Raw genomic sequence first — 17,693 nt, 5'->3', positions numbered from 1 at the left:
CGACAGAGAAGGTGAACGACTTGCAAGCAAAGGTGACCTCGAAGTTGCCAAAGGAATCCGATTGCTCGCAGCGAACTGGGAAAGCGCCCCGCGCCTCCAGCTTAGATACGAGGGCGCCAAGATCCTGGGCAACTGACGACGGCAGGGCGGCGCTCGACATGTGCGGCCTAACTATTGATATGGGGCGACAGTTTTGCCGGTTTTGCCGGCCCCGGTCTCCATAACTCTGAGGGGACCGTGGCCATCGCGGGCGCTTGAAGCCTGGCCTGCCGACGCATAGACTGTTTTTTCATACAGTCTTATCCATCCGACAAAAGCAGCACGTGTCGCAGCCGGAGAAGACAAGGGTTAACCCGAGTTTGGAGGTGTGCATGGCAATGCCGCTGAGCACCGCGCAGCCGGTGGGTGGTTCGGGCTCACGGCGGCAATCGCCGCCAGCAGCGCCACCGACTCTACCGCCGCTCCAGGCACCCCGGCTTCTCGATCAGTTGCGCGAGCGCATCCGGCTGCTGCACTACAGCCGCAGCACGGAGGACGCCTATGTGCACTGGTGCAAGGCCTTCATCCGATTTCATGGCTGCCAGCATCCCAAGGACCTGGGAGGGCCGCAGGTCGAGGCGTTCCTGACCTGGCTGGCCGGCGAGCGGCAGCTTGCGCCGGCTTCGCACAAGCAGGCGCTGTCGGCCCTGCTGTTTCTCTACGCCAAGGTGCTGGGCGTGAACCTGCCGTGGATGCAGGACATTGGCCGCCCCCGGGTGAAAAAGCGTCTGCCCGTGGTGCTCAGCCACGGCGAGGTGTCGGCCGTGTTGCGTCAACTCGACGGCGTGCATCGGCTGTTTGCGCAGCTGCTGTATGGCACCGGGCTGCGGATCAGCGAAGGGCTGCAGCTGCGGGTGAAGGACGTGGATTTCGCCCACAGCGCCATCGTGGTGCGGGAGGGCAAAGGCGGCAAGGACCGCATCGTGATGCTGCCCCAGGCACTCGTCTGCGGGCTGCGCGAGCAGCTCGCGCGCTCGCACGACCTGTGGCTGGCCGACCAGGCCGGCGGCCGAGGCGGGGTCGAGATGCCGCACGCGCTGGATGCCAAATACCCGCGCGCCGGGGCCTCGTGGCCCTGGTTCTGGGTCTTTCCGCAGGATCACCACGCCACCGATCCGCGCAGCGGCGTCGTGCGCCGCCACCACCTGTACGACCAGACCTTTCAGCGAGCCTTCAAGCGTGCGGTGCACGCGGCCGGCATCGCCAAGGCCGCGACGCCGCACACCCTGCGCCACTGCTTTGCGACGCATCTGCTGCAGGCCGGCAGCGACATCCGCACGGTGCAGGACCTGCTCGGCCATGCCGATGTGGCCACCACGATGATCTACACCCACGTGCTCAAGCTCGGTGGCGGTGCGGTGCGCAGCCCGCTCGACGCGCTCTGAGCCGCTTGCCGGCGGCGAACAGGTGGGGGGTGCGTTTGGCGGCCGCGGCCGCCGCCGCGGTGCGGTGGGCGCCAGGGTTCGCAACCCTCCCCGCCGACCGGCGGCTCAGCCCGGCAGCTTCAACAGCTCGAACGGCCCCCGCCCGGCCGCCGCCGTGATCAGCCCCAGCACGCGGGTCGGCTCGGCGCCCAGCCAATCCCACTGGAAGCGCCAGCCCCAGTTGCCGCCCAGCACGCCGGGCACGTTCATGCGGTGTTCGCTGCCCAGCCCCAGCACGTCCTGCAGCGGGTAGACGGCCATGTTGGCCACCGAGTTGGCGCAGGCGCGGATCATGGCCCAGTGCACGTCCTGCTCGTTGCACGGCAGGTAGGAGCCGGCGAACTGGCGCTCGCGCGGCAAGGCCCGGTCCCACCAGCCGCGCACGGTGTCGTTGTCGTGCGTGCCCGTGTAGGCCACGGCGGTGCGGGACCAGTTGTGCGGCAGGAACTCGTGGTCGGCCTCGGCGCCGAAGCCGAACTGCAGGATCTTCATGCCGGGGAAGCCGCAGCCGTCGCGCAGCGCGTGCACGTCGTCGGTGATGAAGCCCAGGTCCTCGGCCACGATGGGCAGCGGCCCCAGCGCCTGCTTGATGGCGTCGAACAGGGCGATGCCCGGGCCGGCGACCCAGCGGCCCTGCTTCGCGTCCGGGCTGCTGGCGGGGATCTCGTAGTAGCCGGCAAACCCGCGGAAATGGTCGATGCGGAACACGTCGGCCTGGCTCAGTGCCCGCTGCACGCGCGCGGTCCACCAGGCGTAGTTTTCGGCGGCCATCCTGTCCCAGCGGTACAGCGGATTGCCCCAGCGCTGGCCCATCGGGCCGAGGTCGTCGGGCGGCACGCCGGCGACGACCGTGGTCTGGAAGTCCTTGTCGAGGTGGTACAGGTCGGGGCGCGACCAGCAGTCGGCGCTGTCGTGCGCGACAAAGATGGGCAGGTCGCCCATGAGGTGCACGCCGCGCGCGTTGGCATAGCTTTTCAGCGCGCCAACCTGCACGTCGAACTGCCACTGCACGAACTGCCAGAAGGCGATTTCGTCAGCGTAGGTCTTGCGCGCCTCGGCCAGCGCCTTGGGCTTGCGCTTTTTCAGGCCGTCCTCCCAGGTCCACCACGGCTGGCCGTTCAGCGGCGAGCGGATGGCCATGAACAGCGCGTAGTCGTCCAGCCAGCTCTGCTGGGCCACGCACCAGGCAGCGAAGGCAGCGCGGTCGTCGGCCGTCGCTCGGGCGAAGAAGCCGGCGGCGGCGGCGCGCAGCTGCTGCTCGCGCCAGGGCGTGACCGCGCCGTAGTCGACCAGCGCGCCGTCGAAGGCCGGCACATCGGGCTGCTGCAGCCAGCCCTTGGCGACCAGCGGCTCCAGCGCCACCATCCAGGGGCTGCCGGCAAAGGCCGACACGCCCTGGTAAGGGCTGTCACCGGGGCCGATGGGCGTGGTGGGCAGCAGTTGCCAGATGGACTGGCCGGCGGCCTGCAGCCAGTCGACGAAGCGGTAGGCGTCGGGCCCGAAGTCGCCCATGCCGTGCGGGCCGGGCAGCGAGGTGATGTGCAGCAGCACACCGGAGGCGCGTTGATTCAGGTTCATGGCGAGGCTTGTCGCAACACAAGGAGGGATCGGGCCGGCACGCCGAGCGGCTGGCCGGCGGGCACGAAGTCCAGCGCGGACTCGCCGCTGCTGTCCAGCACCAGTTGCCACGGCCCGTTGCACAACAGGAACGGGAGCGGCGTGGCATCGGGGTTGAAGACGATCATCAGCCTCGGCCTGCTGGCACCGGCCTCGCGCAGTTGTGCGCCGAAGGCGTGCTGGCCGGCGTCGTGCCAGTCGTTGGGGCTCATCTCGTGGCCGCTCGGGGCGTACCAGCCGATGCCTGCGTCACCCGCCATGCCGGCGCCCGCTGCGAACCAGCGGGGGTGACGCAGCAGCGGCTCGGCGGCGCGCAGCGCCAGCAGCTGGGCGACCAGCTCGGTCAGGCCGCCATCGGCGCGGTCCCAGTTCAGCCAGGTCGTCGCGTTGTCCTGGCAATAGGCGTTGTTGTTGCCGCCCTGGCTGTGGGCGATCTCGTCGCCGGCGCACAGCATGGGCGTGCCCTGCGCCAGCAGCGTCGTGGCCAGCAGCGCCCGGCGCACGCGGTCGCGGGTGGCGTTGATGGCAGCGTCGTCGGCCGGCCCCTCGGCGCCGAAGTTCGCGCACAGCTCGCCGTCGCGGCCGTCGCGGTTGTCCTCGCCGTTGGCCTGGTTGTGCTTGGCCGAGTAGCTGGTCAGGTCGGCCAGCGTGAATCCGTCATGCACGGCCACGAAGTTGATCGATGCGTTCGGCAGGCGCTGGCCGTGGTGGAACACGTCGCTGGACGCCATGAAGCGCCGCGCCAGCTCGCCGCGGCCCACGCCGTGCGCGCCGGCGCGCAGCCAGTAGCCGCGCACCGCGTCGCGGAACTTGTCGTTCCACTCCAGGAAGCGGCCCGGGAAGCGCCCCACTTGGTAGCCGTCGTAGGCCGCGTCCCAGGGCTCGGCGATCAGATGCACGCCGGCCAGCACCGGGTCCTGCCGCAGCGCCGTGAAGAACGCGGCGTTGGGGTCGAAGCCGTGCGAGCTGCGACCCAGCACCGGCGCCAGGTCGAAGCGGAAGCCGTCCACGCCCAGCTCGCCGACCCAGTAGCGCAGCGAATCCAGCACGAACTGCGTGACGCGAGGGTGCGAGCAGTGCACGGTGTTGCCGCAGCCGGTCAGGTTCTCGTAGCGGCTCCAGTCGCCGCTGACGAGGCGGTACCAGGTCTTGTTGTCCAGGCCGCGCCAGCTCAGCGTCGGGCCGAATTCGTTGCCCTCGGGCGTGTGGTTGTAGACGACGTCCAGCACCACCTCCAGGCCGGCCGCGTGCAGCGCGTCCACCATCGCGCGGAATTCCGCCGTCACGGCGCTCGGGTCGCCGCGGTGCTGGCCTTGAGTCAGCCGCGGGTCGGGGCAGAAGAAGCCCAGCGTGTTGTAGCCCCAGTAGTTGCGCAGGCGGCGCTCGGCGAGGTGTGGTTCGTCGATGCAGTACTGCACCGGCAGCAGCGACAGCGTCGTCACGCCCAGCCGCTTGAAGTGCGCGATGGACGCCGGATGGGCCAGGCCGGCGTAGGTGCCGCGCAGCGCCTCGGGCACACCGGGCAGCAGCTTCGAGAAGCCCTTCACGTGGACCTCGTACAACACCACGTCGGCCGGCGCGCGGCGGGCATGGTGCAGGCGAACACCCGGTTCGGGTGGCGGCGCCACCCTGGCCTTCAGCGCCTGCGTCGCGTTGTCGCGCGTGTCCTGCGAGCGCGGGCCGTCGGGGTGGCCCAGTTCGTAGCCGTGGTGCTCGGCACGCCAGCCGAAGTGGCCCACGATCTCACGCGCATACGGGTCCAGCAGCAGCTTGTGCGGGTTGAAGCGGTGGCCCCGCTCCGGCGCGTAGGGGCCGTGGGCGCGCAGCCCGTAGACGAGGCCGGGGCCAACGCCGGGCAGGAAGCCATGGAAGACGCCGTCGTGCGGGCCGTCCAGCGTGTAGCGGCGCAGCTCGCGCTGGCCTTCGCCGTCGAACACGCACAGCTCGATGCGCGTCGCGTTCTCGCTGAAGACGGCGAAATTGACGCCGCCGTCGCGGGCGAGCGCGCCCAAGGGCTCGTGCCAGCCGGGTTGCAGGTCGGGGAGGTGAGCCATCGAACGGTTCAGATAGGCACCAAAAAGACCGTCGCCAGCGGCGGCAACGTCAGCGTGATCGACAGCCGCCGGCCATGCGCCGGACGGTCCTGCACAGGCAGGCCGGCAGCAGCCATGCCGTTGCCGAGGTTGCTGCCGCCGTAATAGACCGAATCGGTGTTCAGCGCCTCGCGCCAGGCAGTCACGCCGTCGGGCACGCCCAGCACATAGCCTTCGCGCGGCACCGGCGTCATGTTGCAGACGACGATCACCATGCGGCCGCTGCCATCGCGGCGCACCCAAGCGAAGATGGAATGCTCGGCGTCATGCGCGCTGATCCACTCGAAGCCGCCGGACTCGCTGTCCAGCCGATGCAGCTCGGGGCGGTCGCGGTACAGGCGGTTGAGGTCGCGCACCAGGCGCTGCACGCCGGCGTGGCGCTCGTCGTGCAGCAGGCCCCAGGGCAGGCTCTCGTCCTGCCGCCACTCGTGGCCCTGCGCGAACTCCTGGCCCATGAACAGCAGCTTCTTGCCCGGGTGGCCCCACATGAAGCCGTAGTAGGCGCGCAGGTTGGCGAACTTCTGCCACAAGTTCGGATCATTCGGGTCGCCCGGCATCTTGGCCAGCATGCTGCCCTTGCCGTGCACGACCTCGTCGTGCGAGATGGGCAGCATGAAGTTCTCGCTGAACGCATAGATCAGCCCGAAGGTCATCTTGTCGTGATGCCAGCGGCGGTTGATCGGGTCCTCGGCCATGTAGCGCAAGGTGTCGTTCATCCAGCCCATGTTCCATTTGTAGTGGAAGCCCAGGCCGCCGGCGTAGGTGGGTGCGGAGACGCCGGGGAAGCTGGTGCTCTCCTCGGCCACGGTGATGGCGCCCTCCACCTCGCCGACGCGCTCGTTCATCTCGCGCAGCAGCGAGATGGCTTCCAGGTTCTCGCGGCCGCCGCGGGCGTTGGGAATCCACTGGCCTTCGGGCCGCGAGTAGTCGCGGTAGAGCATGCTGGCCACGGCGTCCACGCGCAGGCCGTCCACGCCCCAGCGCTCCACCCAGTACAGCGCGTTGCCGACCAGGAACTGGCGCACCTCGGTGCGGCCGAAGTTGTAGATCAGCGTGTTCCAGTCGCGGTGGAAGCCTTCCTTGGGGTCGGCGTACTCGTAGAGATGCGTGCCGTCGAACTCGGCCAGGCCGAAGGCGTCGACCGGGAAATGCGCCGGCACCCAGTCCAGCAGCAGGCCCAGGCCCTGGTCGTGGCAGGCCTTGACGAAGCGGCCGAAGCCCTCGGGCGGGCCGAAGCGGGCGCTGGGGGCGTACAGGCCCAGCGTCTGGTAACCCCAGGAGCCGTCGAACGGATGCTCGCTGACGGGCATCAGCTGCAGGTGCGTGAAGCCCAGGTCGGCGGCATAGGCAGGCAATTGCGCGGCCAGCTCGTCCCAGGTCATGAAGCCGCCGTCCGCGCCGCGCCGCCACGAGCCGGCATGCACCTCGTAGACGCTGATGGCCGACTCGCGCCGGTTGGCGCGCTCGCGCTGGCGCGGCAGCGGCGTGGGCTCGGGCAGGGCCGCGACGATGCTGGCGTTGTCGGGCCGCAACTGCGCACGCCGTGCGTAGGGGTCGGCCTTCAGCGGCAGCAGCGCGCCGCTGCCCGAGATGATCTCGAACTTGTACAGGTCGCCGAGTGCCGCATGCGGCACGAAGATCTCCCACACGCCGGCCACATGGCGCAGCCGCATCGCGTGGCGGCGGCCGTCCCAGTTGTTGAAGCTGCCGACCACGCTGACGCGACGTGCGTTGGGGGCCCAGACGGCGAAGCGCACGCCGCTGATGTCGCCATGCTGCACGACGTGCGCGCCCAGGCTCAGATAGGGGCGCGGGTGCCGGCCCTCGGCCAGCGCCTGCAGTTCGTCGTCACCGAGCTGCGGGTAGTAGTTGTAGGGGTCGGCGTAGACGCCCTCCCCGCCGCCGCTCCAGCGCACGGCCAGCCGGTAGTCGAAGCGGTGCTTGCGGCGCGGCACGGCCGCCTCGAAGAAGCCGCCGCGGCGATGTGCCAGCTCGACGATCTGCCTGCCGCTGGCGGCATCGTGCAGCACGACCGCGTCCGCACCCGGCAGCAGCACCCGCACCCACAGCTTGCCGGCGTCGTCCGCATGCAGGCCCAGGCGCGAAAAGGGGTCGCTGTGGCGACCGGCCAGCAATGCGTCGACGTCGGCGTCCTGGATCATCGGGAGGGTGTCAGTTCTTCAGGCTTTGGGTGGACCAGACGCGATCGACGTATTCCGCAATGGTGCGGTCGGACGAGAACGGGCCCATGCCCGCGATGTTCAGCAGCGCGCGCTCGGCCCAGGCCGCGCGGTCGGCAAAGAGCGCATCCACCTTCGCCTGCGTGGCCACGTAGTCGGCGAAGTCGGCCATCAGCAGGTAGGTGTCGCGGCTCAGCAGGCTGTCCACGAGGCTTCGGTAGCGGTCGGTGTCGCCGTTGCTGAACGCGCCGGATGCGATCAGCTCGACGACACGCTTGAGCTGGCGATTCTCTTCGACGTAGAGCCTGGGGTCGTAGCCCAGTTGCTTGATCTTGGCCACCGCGTCGGCACGCAGGCCGAACACGAACATGTTCTGCGGCCCCATGGCCTCGGCCATCTCGATGTTGGCGCCGTCCCAGGTGCCGATGGTGAGCGCGCCGTTCATGCCGAACTTCATGTTGCCGGTGCCGGACGCCTCGGTGCCGGCCGTCGAAATCTGCTCGGACAGGTCGGCGGCCGGGATGATGGTCTCGGCCAGCGTGACGCCGTAGTTGGGCAGGAAGACGAGCTTGAGCTTGTCGCCCACGCGCGGGTCGCTGTTGATGACGCGACCCACGTCGTGCGCCAGGCGCACGATGCTCTTGGCCATCTGGTAGGCCGACGCCGCCTTGCCGGCGATGACGACCGTTCGCGGCACCCAGTCAGCGCCAGGGTTCTCGCAGATGGCCTGGTAGCGGCTGATGACGTGCAGCAGGTTCAGCAGCTGGCGCTTGTACTCGTGGATGCGCTTGATCTGGATGTCGAACAGGCTGTCCACGCCGACCGCGATGCCCAGTTCACGGCGGATCAGCGCGGCAAGGCGCTCCTTGTTGGCGCGCTTGACGGCCAGGAACTGCTGGCCCAGCGCCGGGTCGGCGGCCAGCGGCTTGAGCTTTGTCAGCTCAGACAGGTCCTGGCGCCAGCCGTCGCCGATGTGCGCATCCAGCAGGCCGGACAGCTGCGGGTTGGCCTGCTGCAGCCAGCGCCGCGGCGTGACGCCGTTGGTGACGTTGTGGAAGCGGTCCGGCCAGATGCGCGCGTAGTCCGCAAAGATGGTCTGCACCATCAGCTCGGAATGCAGCGCGGCCACGCCGTTGACGCGGTGCGACGCCACCAGCGCCAGCGACGCCATGCGCACGCGGCGCTCGCCGCCATGGGCGCCCTCGTCGATCAGCGACACGCGCGCCGCGAGACCGTCGTCACCGGGGAAGCGGGCCTTCAGTTCGTTCAGGAAGCGCTGGTTGATCTCGTAGATGAGTTCGAGATGGCGCGGCAGCAGGTTCTCGAACATGCGAACGGGCCAGGTCTCGAGCGCCTCGGGCATCAGCGTGTGGTTGGTGTAGGCCACGGCCTGGCGCGTGATCTTCCAGGCCTCGTCCCAACCCAGGCCGTGCTCGTCCAGCAGCAGGCGCATCAGCTCGGCGGGCGCCAGCGCCGGGTGCGTGTCGTTCAGGTGAATGGCGTTGGTTCGGCCCAGGTTGTGCAGGCTGCCGAACTCGCGCAGGTGACGCGCGATCAGGTCCTGCAGCGACGCGCTGACGAGGAAGGCCTCCTGCTTCAGCCGCAGCTCGCGGCCCTGCTCGGTGGAGTCGTCCGGGTACAGCACCCAGTTGATCGCGTCGGCCAGCACCTGGTGCCGTGCGGCGCGGGGGTAGTCACCCTCGCAAAACGGCTTGAAGGCGATGGGCGCCGCGGTGGCCTGCCACTGGCGCAACGTGGAGACGCGCTCGCTGTGGTGGGCTGGCACGATGAAATCGAAGGCCTGCGCCTCGATGCGCTCGGCGGGCATCCAGCGGCGCACGCCGGCGTCGTCCACCTCCACGCGGCCACCGAAGCCCACCGCGTAGCGCAGGTCGTGGCGCGACAGCTCCCACGCGGGCGTGTCGCGCGTCCAGTCGTCGGGCTGCTCCATCTGGCGGCCTTGGCTGATGACCTGCGCGAAGGTGCCGTAGCGGTAGCGCAGGCCGTAACCGAAGGACGGCAGCTCCAGTTCGGCGAAGCTGTCCAGGAAGCAGGCCGCCAGGCGGCCCAGGCCGCCGTTGCCCAGCGCCGCGTCGGGCTCGCGCTCCAGCACGTCACCCAGGGCCAGGTCGTGCTGGGCCAGCTTGGCCTGCAGCGGCTCGACCAGGCCCAGCGCCGCCAGCGCATTCGACAGCGCGCGGCCCATCAGGAATTCCATCGACAGGTAGTGCACGCGGCGCACCGGCGCGGCCTCGCCGCGCTTCGCGTCGGCCGCCTGCGTGGCGGCCCAGCGGCGCGCCAGCGTCTCGCGGCAGGCGATGGCCGCGGCATGCAGCGCGGCCTGCGGCGTCGCGCCCTGGCTGGATTGCGACAGCTCGCGCTCATAGGCGGCTTCGAAAGCAGCGCGCAGCGCCTGGACTTCGGGAGTGACTGCGGAGGGCTTCATCGCGGCGGCCTTGGATTTGCGGGAGCGAGACTGCGCGGAGCCGAGAAGGGTTGGGGTGTTCATCAGTGCCAGCCCCCGGCGACGAGGGCAAGAATGCTACCCGAGCGGCAGCGCGGGCCAAAGTATCGGGCAGCGGGACGGCATTGTGTAGTTTGACTACATCGGGAAAACCCGGTTTTGCAGCCAACCCGTTGATTCACATGGAATTCATGGAATCCACATCGGGCCAATCCTGTTGTTCTGTACGGTTCAGAGCTGTATATTGTCTACAGAAACAGGCGCAGGGCAGGAACTTGCGCTCTTGATAACTGCGAGACAAGCCGGCCGCGCTGCGCCGCCGGCGCTGAAAGGTTCGATGTGGCAGACGTGAGCTTGACCGGCGTGGAGAAGGCCTATGGCGACGTCCGCATCCTGCACGGCATCGACCTGGAGATCCGCGACGGCGAGTTCATGGTGTTCGTGGGGCCCTCGGGCTGCGGCAAGTCCACGCTGCTGCGCTCCATCGCCGGCCTGGAAGAGATCACCGGCGGCGAGCTGAAGATCGGCGGGCGCGTCGTCAACGACGTGCCGCCCAGCGAACGCGGCATCGCGATGGTGTTCCAGTCGTATGCGCTGTACCCGCACATGAACCTGTTCGACAACATGGCGTTCGGGTTGAAGCTGGCCAAGGTGCCCAAGGCCGAGATCGAGACGGCCGTGCGGGCCGCTGCCAAGATCCTGCACATCGAACATCTTCTGGACCGCAAGCCCAAGGACTTGTCCGGCGGCCAGCGCCAGCGCGTGGCCATCGGCCGCGCCATCGTGCGCAAGCCCGAGGTCTTCCTGTTCGACGAGCCGCTGTCCAATCTGGACGCCGCCCTGCGCGTGCGCATGCGCTACGAGTTCGCCAAGCTGCACGAGGACCTCAAGACCACCATGGTCTACGTGACCCACGACCAGGTGGAGGCCATGACGCTGGCCGACCGCATCGCGGTGCTGTCGGCCGGCCGGATCGAGCAGGTCGGCTCGCCGCTGGAGCTGTACGAGCATCCGCGCAACCTGTTCGTGGCAGGCTTCATCGGCAGCCCGAAGATGAACTTCATCGAGGGCGAGCTGGCCGCCATCGAACCCGGCCACGTCGACGTGAAGCTCGCCGGCGGCGCCGTGGTGCTGCGCGCGCGCGTGGACGGCAGCGCGGCCCGGGTGGGCGACAAGGTCACGCTGGGCGTGCGGCCGGAGCACATCCGCACCGACGGCCCCGGCAACCAGCTGCACAGCACGGTGGCCTTCGTCGAGTCGCTGGGGGGCGTGACCTTCGCGTACTGCCCCTACCCCGGCGTCGAGGAGGCGCTGACCTGCCAGTTCGAGGGGCGCAACGGCGCCGACCGGCTGCGCAGCGGCCAGGCGCTGACCCTGCACCTGCCGGCCGAGGCGCTGTATGTGTTCGACGTGAGCGGCAAGGCCTTGCGCCGGCTGGCCGCGCCGGAGCTCTCGGCATGAGGTGGTTGCCCCTGGTGGTGGCCCTGGTCACAGCGCCCGCGCTGGCCGACTCGCCCAAGCTGCTGGTCTGGATCAACAGCGACAAGGCCTACAACGGCCTGCAGAAGGTCGGCGACATCTTCGAGAAGGCGTCGGGCGTCAAGGTCGTCGTGGAGCACCCGGTGGACGCGACCGACAAGTTCCAGCAGGCGGCCGGTGCCGGCAAGGGCCCGGACATCTTCTGCTGGCCGCACGACCGCGTCGGCGAATGGGCCAAGGCCGGCCTGCTGACGCCGTTGCGCCCATCCGCCCGGCTCAAGGCCGAGGTCGAAGACCAGGCCTGGGCGGCCATGAGCTACCGCGGCCGCATCTGGGGGTACCCGCTGGCCATCGAGACCACCGGCCTCATCTACAACAAGGCGCTGGTGCCCACGCCGCCGGCGACCTGGGACGAGCTGATCGCCATCGACAGGAAGCTGCAGGCCCAGGGCAAGCGCGCCGTGCTGTGGGACTACAACAAGAGCTTCTTCAGCTGGCCGATGCTGGCCGGCGCCGGCGGTGTCATCTTCGGCCGCGATGCGCAGGGCGATTTCGACGCGAAGCAGGTGGACGTCAACAACGCCGGTGCACTGGCCGGCGCGCAGATGATCGAGCGCCTCATCAAGGACGGCCACATGCCCCGGGGCGCACGCTACGCGGAGATGGAATCGGCGTTCGCCCGTGGCGAGGTGGCCATGATGATTTCCGGCCCCTGGGCCTGGGACAACGCCAGGCGAGCCGGGATCGACTTCGGCGTGGCCGCCATCCCGGCCGTCATCGCCGGCAAGCCCAGCAAGAGCTTCGTCGGCGTGCTGGGCTGCATGATCTCGGCACCCAGCAAGCACAAGGACCTCGCCAAGGAGTTCATCGAAAACCACCTGATGCGCCCCGAGGCGCTGAAGGTGCTGGACGCCGACGTGGCCCTGGGCGTGCCCGCCAACAAGGCCTTCTACGCCGAGCTGTCCGTCAACCCGCTGATCGCCGCCAGCATGACCAATGCGCGCAACGGTGCGCCCATCCCCAACATCCCCGAGGTGGGCCGCTTCTGGACCGCGATGGACGCGGCGCTGGAAGCCATCACGAACGGCCTGCAGTCGCCCAAGGCCGCGCTGGACGGCGCGGCCGCACGGATGCTGCTGAACAAATGAACACGTTGTCCTCATCCCTGGGCCAGGGCGCCTACACGACGCTGCCACCCACCCTGCTCGCCAAGCTGGCGGCCTGGTTGCGCTGGCCGCTGGCCGCTGCCGCCATCCTCGCGGCGCTGTCCCTCGTCTTCGCCGTCTACACGACGGGCCAGGCCGCCTGGGCGGCGGGGCTGCTGGTGCTGTTCACGGCCGGCTTCTACATCTACCTGAGCCGCAGCGGCGTGGCCTGGCGCTACCTCTTCCCCGGCCTGGCCGGCATGCTGGTGTTCATCGCCTTCCCGCTGGTCTACACGGCGCAGATCGGCTTCACGAACTACTCCAGCACCCACCTGCTCAGCGAAAGCCGTGTGCGCGAGTACCTGCTGGAGCAGCACGACGCGGTGGAAGACAAAGTGCTGGCCTACAGCCTGCATGCCGACGGCGCCGAGTTCCGCCTCGCCTTGCGCGCCGACGGCGAGGCCAGCCCGCGCTGGGTGTCGCCGCCGCTGGCGCTGCGCAGCGTCAGCCGCGAGCTGCGCGTGGACCTGAGCACCACCGACGCGGAGCGCCTGCCCCTCACCGCGCCACTGCAGGCCGCGCTGCCCTTGCCCGAATTGATCAAGCACCGCGACGCACTCGCCCAGCTGCTGCTCGTGCTGCCGGACAAGACCGAGCTGCACTACCTCGGCCTGCGCGAGTTCGGCCCCATCAAGCCGACGTGGACCGCCAATGCCGACGCCAGCCTGACCCGCGCCGCGGACGGCGCCGTCTTCAAGGCCAACCGCGAGACCGGCTTCTTCGAGTCGGCCAGCGGCGAAGTGCTGCAACCCGGCTTCAAGGCCTTCATCGGCGTGGGCAACTACACCCGCATGCTGTTCGACGCCGAGTTCCGCGGGCCGTTCCTGGCCATCTTCTCGTGGACGGTGGTGTTCTCGGCGCTGACCGTGCTGTTCTCCACCGGCATCGGCATGCTGTTCGCCGTGCTGCTGAACTGGGAGGGCATGAAGTACCGCACCACCTACCGCACGCTGCTGTTCCTGCCTTACGCGGTGCCGGGCTTCATCTCCATCCTCGTCTTCAAGGGCTTGTTCAACCAGAACTTCGGCGAGATCAACGCCATCCTGGACGCGCTGTTCGGCGTCAAGCCCGCGTGGTTCGCCGACCCGCTGCTGGCCAAGACCATGCTGGTCATCGTCAACGTCTGGCTGGGCTACCCCTACGTGATGATCCTGTGCTCGGGGCTGCTGAAGTCCATCCCGGCAGACCTGTACGAAGCCTCCGCGCTGGCCGGCGCCGGCCCGTTCACCAACTTCTTCAAGATCACCGCGCCACTCATCATCAAGCCGCTGGCGCCGCTGTTGGTCAGCGCCTTCGCATTCAACTTCAACAACTTCGTGCTGATCGCGCTGCTGACCGACGGCCGGCCGGACTTCCTGTCCACCAAGCTCCCCGCGGGCCAGACGGACATCCTCGTCAGCTACACCTACCGCATCGCGTTCAAGGACTCGGGCTCCGACTTCGGCCTGGCCGCGGCGATCTCGACGCTGATCTTCTTCCTGGTGGCGGCGCTTTCGCTGGTCAATCTGCGGTTGTCCGCGAAGGCACAGAAATGACGGGGACCACGCGTGGGCGTTGGCAAGCGCGGCAGCCGAGGGGCTTCGTGTCCCCCGCCTGCTGCGCGGTCTCCTCCTTTACCTTCGCCCCTCGGCCACCTCGCTCACCAACGGGTGCCACTGCGTTTTCGCGACAAGCAGAACAGCGCTGGCCGGATCAGGCCGGGTGGGTGGGCTGCGCAGGTAAAGGAATGAATTTGCCGCCCGTTCAGGGCAGGCAAAGAAGGGACACGGAGCAGACCGCCCACCCGGCCTGATCCCCTCCCAACCAAGCATTCGGAGTTCATAGAAATGGCCATCGTCCTCGGCAAACAAGCCCGCTGGCGCACCCTCGCCGGCCACGCCGTGATGTGGGTGTTCATCGCCATCACCCTCTTCCCGCTGCTGGCGGTCGTGTCCATCTCGCTGCGGCCCGGCAACTTCGCCACCGGCAGCCTGATCCCGACCGAGATCAGCCTGGAGCACTGGAAGCTGGCGCTGGGCATCCCCTACCAGGCCGCGGATGGCAGCCTCGTGCAGCCGCCCTTCCCCGTGCTGAGCTGGCTGTGGAACTCCATCAAGATCGCCACCATCTCGGCGTTCCTCATCGTCGGCATCTCCACGACCGCTGCCTACGCATTCGCGCGCCTCAAGTTCCGCTTCGACAAGCCCATCCTGAACGGCATGCTGCTGCTGCAGATGTTCCCGCCGGTGCTGGCGCTGGTGGCCATCTATGCGATCTTCGAGACCATCGGCAGCTATGTGCCGGCGCTGGGCATCGAGACCCACGCCGGCCTGGTACTGGCCTACCTGGGCGGCATCGCCACCCATGTGTGGACCATCAAGGGCTACTTCGAGACCATCCCCGTCGAGATCGAGGAGAACGCCAAGGTCGATGGCGCGACGCACTGGCAGGCCTTCTCCCGCGTGCTGCTGCCCATGGCCATTCCCATCCTGATGGTGGTGTTCGTGCTGGCCTTCATCGGCACCATCATCGAGTACCCGGTCGCCTCCATCCTGCTGCGCGAGGAAGGCAACCTCACGCTGGCCGTGGGCTCCAAATACTTCCTGCACGACCAGCGCTTCCTGTGGGGCGATTTCGCCGCCGCGGCCGTGCTGTCCGGCCTGCCGATCACGGCGGTCTTCCTGTTCGCCCAGCGCTGGATCGTGTCCGGCCTGACGGCGGGCGGTGTGAAAGGTTGAGGTTCACATGCTCAGATCCCTCGCGCTGTGCGCAGCGCTGCTTCCATTCGCCCCGATGAGCCAGGCCGCCGACTGCCAGCCCGCGCCGCTGGGCGACGCCACGCTCTACCTGCGCGGCAACCTCAACCAATGGGTGGCGCAGGACGAACAGGCCTTCGAATACCGCTGCGACGCCTACTACCTGAACCTCAGCGCCCAGGGTGCCCAGGAGTTCAAGCTGGCCGACGAGTCCTGGACCGCCCACCTCACCTTCGGCGCCGACGCGCAGGGCCGGTTGACGCGCGGCGCGAACGGCAACCTGAAGCGCGACTTCAGCGGCGAGCACACGCTGCGCCTGAGCTTCGACGCGGCCGGCCCACCGCAACTGGAGGTCGGGCCCAAAAGCTTCTCGCCCACGCCGGTGCAGCCCATCACCGACCGCGCGGCACTCGCAGCTCGCTTCGACTCGCGCAGCAGCGCCTTCAAGTCCCCCTTCGGCGCCCAGCCGGCCGGCCGCGAATTCACCTTCCGCATCGGCAGCGACGTGCCCGGCCTGCAACGCGCCACGCTGGTCATCGAGCGCCGCCGCCTGACGGGCAACCAGGAGCAACTGGCCTACGAGCCGCTGGCCCGCGTCGCGATGACACCCGCACCACGCGGCCAGGGGGGCGGCTTCTCGGCCACGTACCGCTTCGACGACATCGGCGTCTACGGCTACTGGTTCGAGCTGGAGACCGCCAGCGGCCGCTATGCGCTGCAGAACAACAAGGACACGGTCTACTGGACGCGCGAGAAGGGCTCGATGGGCGCAGCCAGCATCGAGCGCCTGCCCGGCGACCTGAGCCGCGTGCGCCGCTACCGCCAGACGGTCTACGCGCCCGGCTTCACCGTGCCCGACTGGGCGCGCGACGTCGTGTACTACTACGTCTTCCCGGAGCGCTTTCGCAACGGCGACAAGACCAACGACCCGCGCCCCGGCGGCGGCCGGCCGCAGGACCGCTACCAGGACCGCGACGTGGAGCGCCATGCGACCTGGAACGAGCAGCCGTTCAAGCCGGGCACCGGCGACGGCTCCGACGCCCTCTACAACAACGACTTCTTCGGTGGCGACCTCGCCGGCCTCATCGAGAAGTTGGGCTACATCAAGAACCTGGGCGCCAACGCGATCTACCTGACGCCGGTGTTCCGCGCGCCCAGCAACCACAAGTACGACGCGGCCGACTACAAGCAGATCGACCCGGCCTTCGGCAGCAACGAGGACTTCGTGCGGCTGTGCGCCGAGGCCGCGAAGCTGGGCATCCGCGTGATCCCCGACACCTCGCTGAACCACGTCGGCTCGGACTCGCCCTACTTCAACCGCTTCGGCAATTTCCCAGCGGGTGGCGCGTTCGACAACGGCAAGATCAACCCCGCCTCGCCCTACGCCAACTGGTTCAAGTTCAAGCCTGACGAGACCGATCCGGACAAGCAGTACCAGGGCTGGGTGGGCGTGAAGGACCTGCCCGAGATCGACAAGGACAGCCCGTCCTTTCGCGCCTACGCCTACCGCGACCCCGACTCGGTGACCCACTACTGGCTGGACCGCGGCGCGGCCGGCTGGCGCATGGACGTGGCGCCCTGGGTGCCCGACGACTTCTGGCGCGAATGGCGCCAGGCCGTGAAGGCGAAGAAGCCTGACGCGCTGACGGTGGCCGAGACCTGGTTCGACGCCTCCAAGTTCCTGCTGGGCGACATGTTCGACAGCACGATGAACTACATCTTCCGCAACGCGGTGCTGGACTACGCGGCCGGCAAGTCCGCGCAGCAGACCTACGCCAACCTGGAGCTGCTGCGCGAGGCCTACCCGCCGCAGGCGCTCTACGCGCTGATGAACCTGCTGTCCACGCACGACCAGGCCCGCGCCCTCTTCCACTTCGGCTACACGGAGCCCCTGGGCCGCCGCGATGCGGCGTCCGTCCCCCGAGGGGAGCCGGGCAGCTTGGGGCGGCCCGGCGCGGCCCAGGACGATGGCGACGCCGACGCGCTCAAGCTCGCCAAGCAGCGCCTGCGCCTGGCCGTGTTCTTCCAGATGACCTACCCCGGCTCGCCGACCATCTACTACGGCGACGAGGTGGGACTGGGTGGCGGCGACGACCCCTACAACCGCGCGCCCTACCCCTGGGCCGACGAAGGCGGTCAACCCGACCGCACGCTGCTGGCGGACTTCAAGCGGCTGACCCAGCTGCGCCACGACCTGCCCGTGCTGCGCCACGGCAGCCTGAGCGCCCCGCTGCTGGTGGACGAGCACGTCGTCGTGCTGGCCCGCCAGGACGGCAAGACCTGGGCCATCACAGCGACCAACAACAGCACCAAGGCGCGCACGGTCACCGTGCGGCTGCCGTTCGCGGCGAAGCACCTGCGCGATGCGCTGGGCGGCCAGGCCGTGGCCGTGCGCGACGGCAGGATCCGGCTGACCGTGCCCGCCTTGTTCGGCCGCGTGCTCGTCACGCCCTGATC

Annotated in this window: 10 protein-coding genes; 6 read left to right on the top strand and 4 right to left on the bottom strand. The window is 68.9% G+C overall.

Going from position 1 to position 17,693, the window contains the following annotated elements:
* Window positions 1-323 precede the first annotated feature (323 nt).
* A complete protein-coding gene (locus ACO07H_RS11975; protein WP_422014360.1) occupies window positions 324-1,424 on the top strand; it encodes an integron integrase in 1,101 nt (366 codons plus the stop codon).
* A 105-nt stretch (window positions 1,425-1,529) separates the two neighbouring features.
* Here ACO07H_RS11975 and malQ read toward each other — a convergent pair whose 3' ends face one another.
* From malQ to ACO07H_RS11955, 4 genes are read right to left on the bottom strand one after another with little or no spacing between them, the layout of a single operon-like run.
* Window positions 1,530-3,041 carry a 4-alpha-glucanotransferase gene (gene malQ / locus ACO07H_RS11970; protein ID WP_422014358.1) on the bottom strand — a complete coding sequence of 504 codons (1,512 nt, stop codon included), beginning with the start codon at window positions 3,039-3,041 and terminating at the stop codon, window positions 1,530-1,532.
* Window positions 3,038-5,134, bottom strand: coding sequence for a glycogen debranching protein GlgX (gene glgX / locus ACO07H_RS11965; protein WP_422014356.1), 2,097 nt, complete (start codon window positions 5,132-5,134; stop codon window positions 3,038-3,040). Before glgX ends, malQ begins: the two co-directional genes overlap by 4 nt.
* 8 nt (window positions 5,135-5,142) lie before the next feature.
* A complete protein-coding gene (gene glgB, locus ACO07H_RS11960; RefSeq protein WP_422014354.1) occupies window positions 5,143-7,335 on the bottom strand; it encodes a 1,4-alpha-glucan branching protein GlgB in 2,193 nt (730 codons plus the stop codon).
* A gap of 10 nt (window positions 7,336-7,345) precedes the next feature.
* Entirely contained in the window at window positions 7,346-9,799 is a 2,454-nt protein-coding gene (locus ACO07H_RS11955; RefSeq protein ID WP_422014352.1) for a glycogen/starch/alpha-glucan phosphorylase, read from the bottom strand.
* 357 nt (window positions 9,800-10,156) lie between these two features.
* Between ACO07H_RS11955 and ACO07H_RS11950 the strand changes: the two genes are divergently transcribed.
* The 5 genes from ACO07H_RS11950 to ACO07H_RS11930 all read left to right on the top strand — a co-directional run bounded on the left by ACO07H_RS11950 (window position 10,157) and on the right by ACO07H_RS11930 (window position 17,691).
* Window positions 10,157-11,278 carry an ABC transporter ATP-binding protein gene (locus ACO07H_RS11950; RefSeq protein ID WP_422014350.1) on the top strand — a complete coding sequence of 374 codons (1,122 nt, stop codon included), beginning with the start codon at window positions 10,157-10,159 and terminating at the stop codon, window positions 11,276-11,278.
* Entirely contained in the window at window positions 11,275-12,444 is a 1,170-nt protein-coding gene (gene malE, locus ACO07H_RS11945) for a maltose/maltodextrin ABC transporter substrate-binding protein MalE (protein WP_422014348.1), read from the top strand. The genes ACO07H_RS11950 and malE overlap by 4 nt, the downstream gene beginning before the upstream one ends.
* Window positions 12,441-14,036, top strand: a complete 1,596-nt coding sequence (gene malF, locus ACO07H_RS11940; RefSeq protein ID WP_422014346.1) for a maltose ABC transporter permease MalF — start codon at window positions 12,441-12,443, stop codon at window positions 14,034-14,036. The genes malE and malF overlap by 4 nt, the downstream gene beginning before the upstream one ends.
* Before the next feature lie 291 nt (window positions 14,037-14,327).
* A complete protein-coding gene (malG, locus tag ACO07H_RS11935) occupies window positions 14,328-15,218 on the top strand; it encodes a maltose ABC transporter permease MalG (RefSeq protein ID WP_422014344.1) in 891 nt (296 codons plus the stop codon).
* Window positions 15,219-15,225: 7 nt separating this feature from the next.
* A complete protein-coding gene (locus ACO07H_RS11930) occupies window positions 15,226-17,691 on the top strand; it encodes an alpha-amylase family glycosyl hydrolase (RefSeq protein WP_422014342.1) in 2,466 nt (821 codons plus the stop codon).
* Window positions 17,692-17,693: the final 2 nt, after the last annotated feature.

Source organism: Roseateles sp., assembly GCF_965229315.1.
Taxonomy (GTDB): Bacteria; Pseudomonadota; Gammaproteobacteria; order Burkholderiales; family Burkholderiaceae_C; genus Pelomonas.
Note: the sequence above shows the minus strand (reverse complement) of the source record. Positions and strands in the feature narration are given on the sequence as shown.

Coding starts and splice junctions, on each gene's coding strand:
- malQ (WP_422014358.1), bottom strand. CDS start 3,041: ATGAACCTGAATCAACGCGCCTCCGGTGTGCTGCTGCACATCACCTCG.
- glgX (WP_422014356.1), bottom strand. CDS start 5,134: ATGGCTCACCTCCCCGACCTGCAACCCGGCTGGCACGAGCCCTTGGGC.
- glgB (WP_422014354.1), bottom strand. CDS start 7,335: ATGATCCAGGACGCCGACGTCGACGCATTGCTGGCCGGTCGCCACAGC.
- ACO07H_RS11955 (WP_422014352.1), bottom strand. CDS start 9,799: ATGAAGCCCTCCGCAGTCACTCCCGAAGTCCAGGCGCTGCGCGCTGCT.
- malE (WP_422014348.1), top strand. CDS start 11,275: ATGAGGTGGTTGCCCCTGGTGGTGGCCCTGGTCACAGCGCCCGCGCTG.
- malF (WP_422014346.1), top strand. CDS start 12,441: ATGAACACGTTGTCCTCATCCCTGGGCCAGGGCGCCTACACGACGCTG.
- malG (WP_422014344.1), top strand. CDS start 14,328: ATGGCCATCGTCCTCGGCAAACAAGCCCGCTGGCGCACCCTCGCCGGC.
- ACO07H_RS11930 (WP_422014342.1), top strand. CDS start 15,226: ATGCTCAGATCCCTCGCGCTGTGCGCAGCGCTGCTTCCATTCGCCCCG.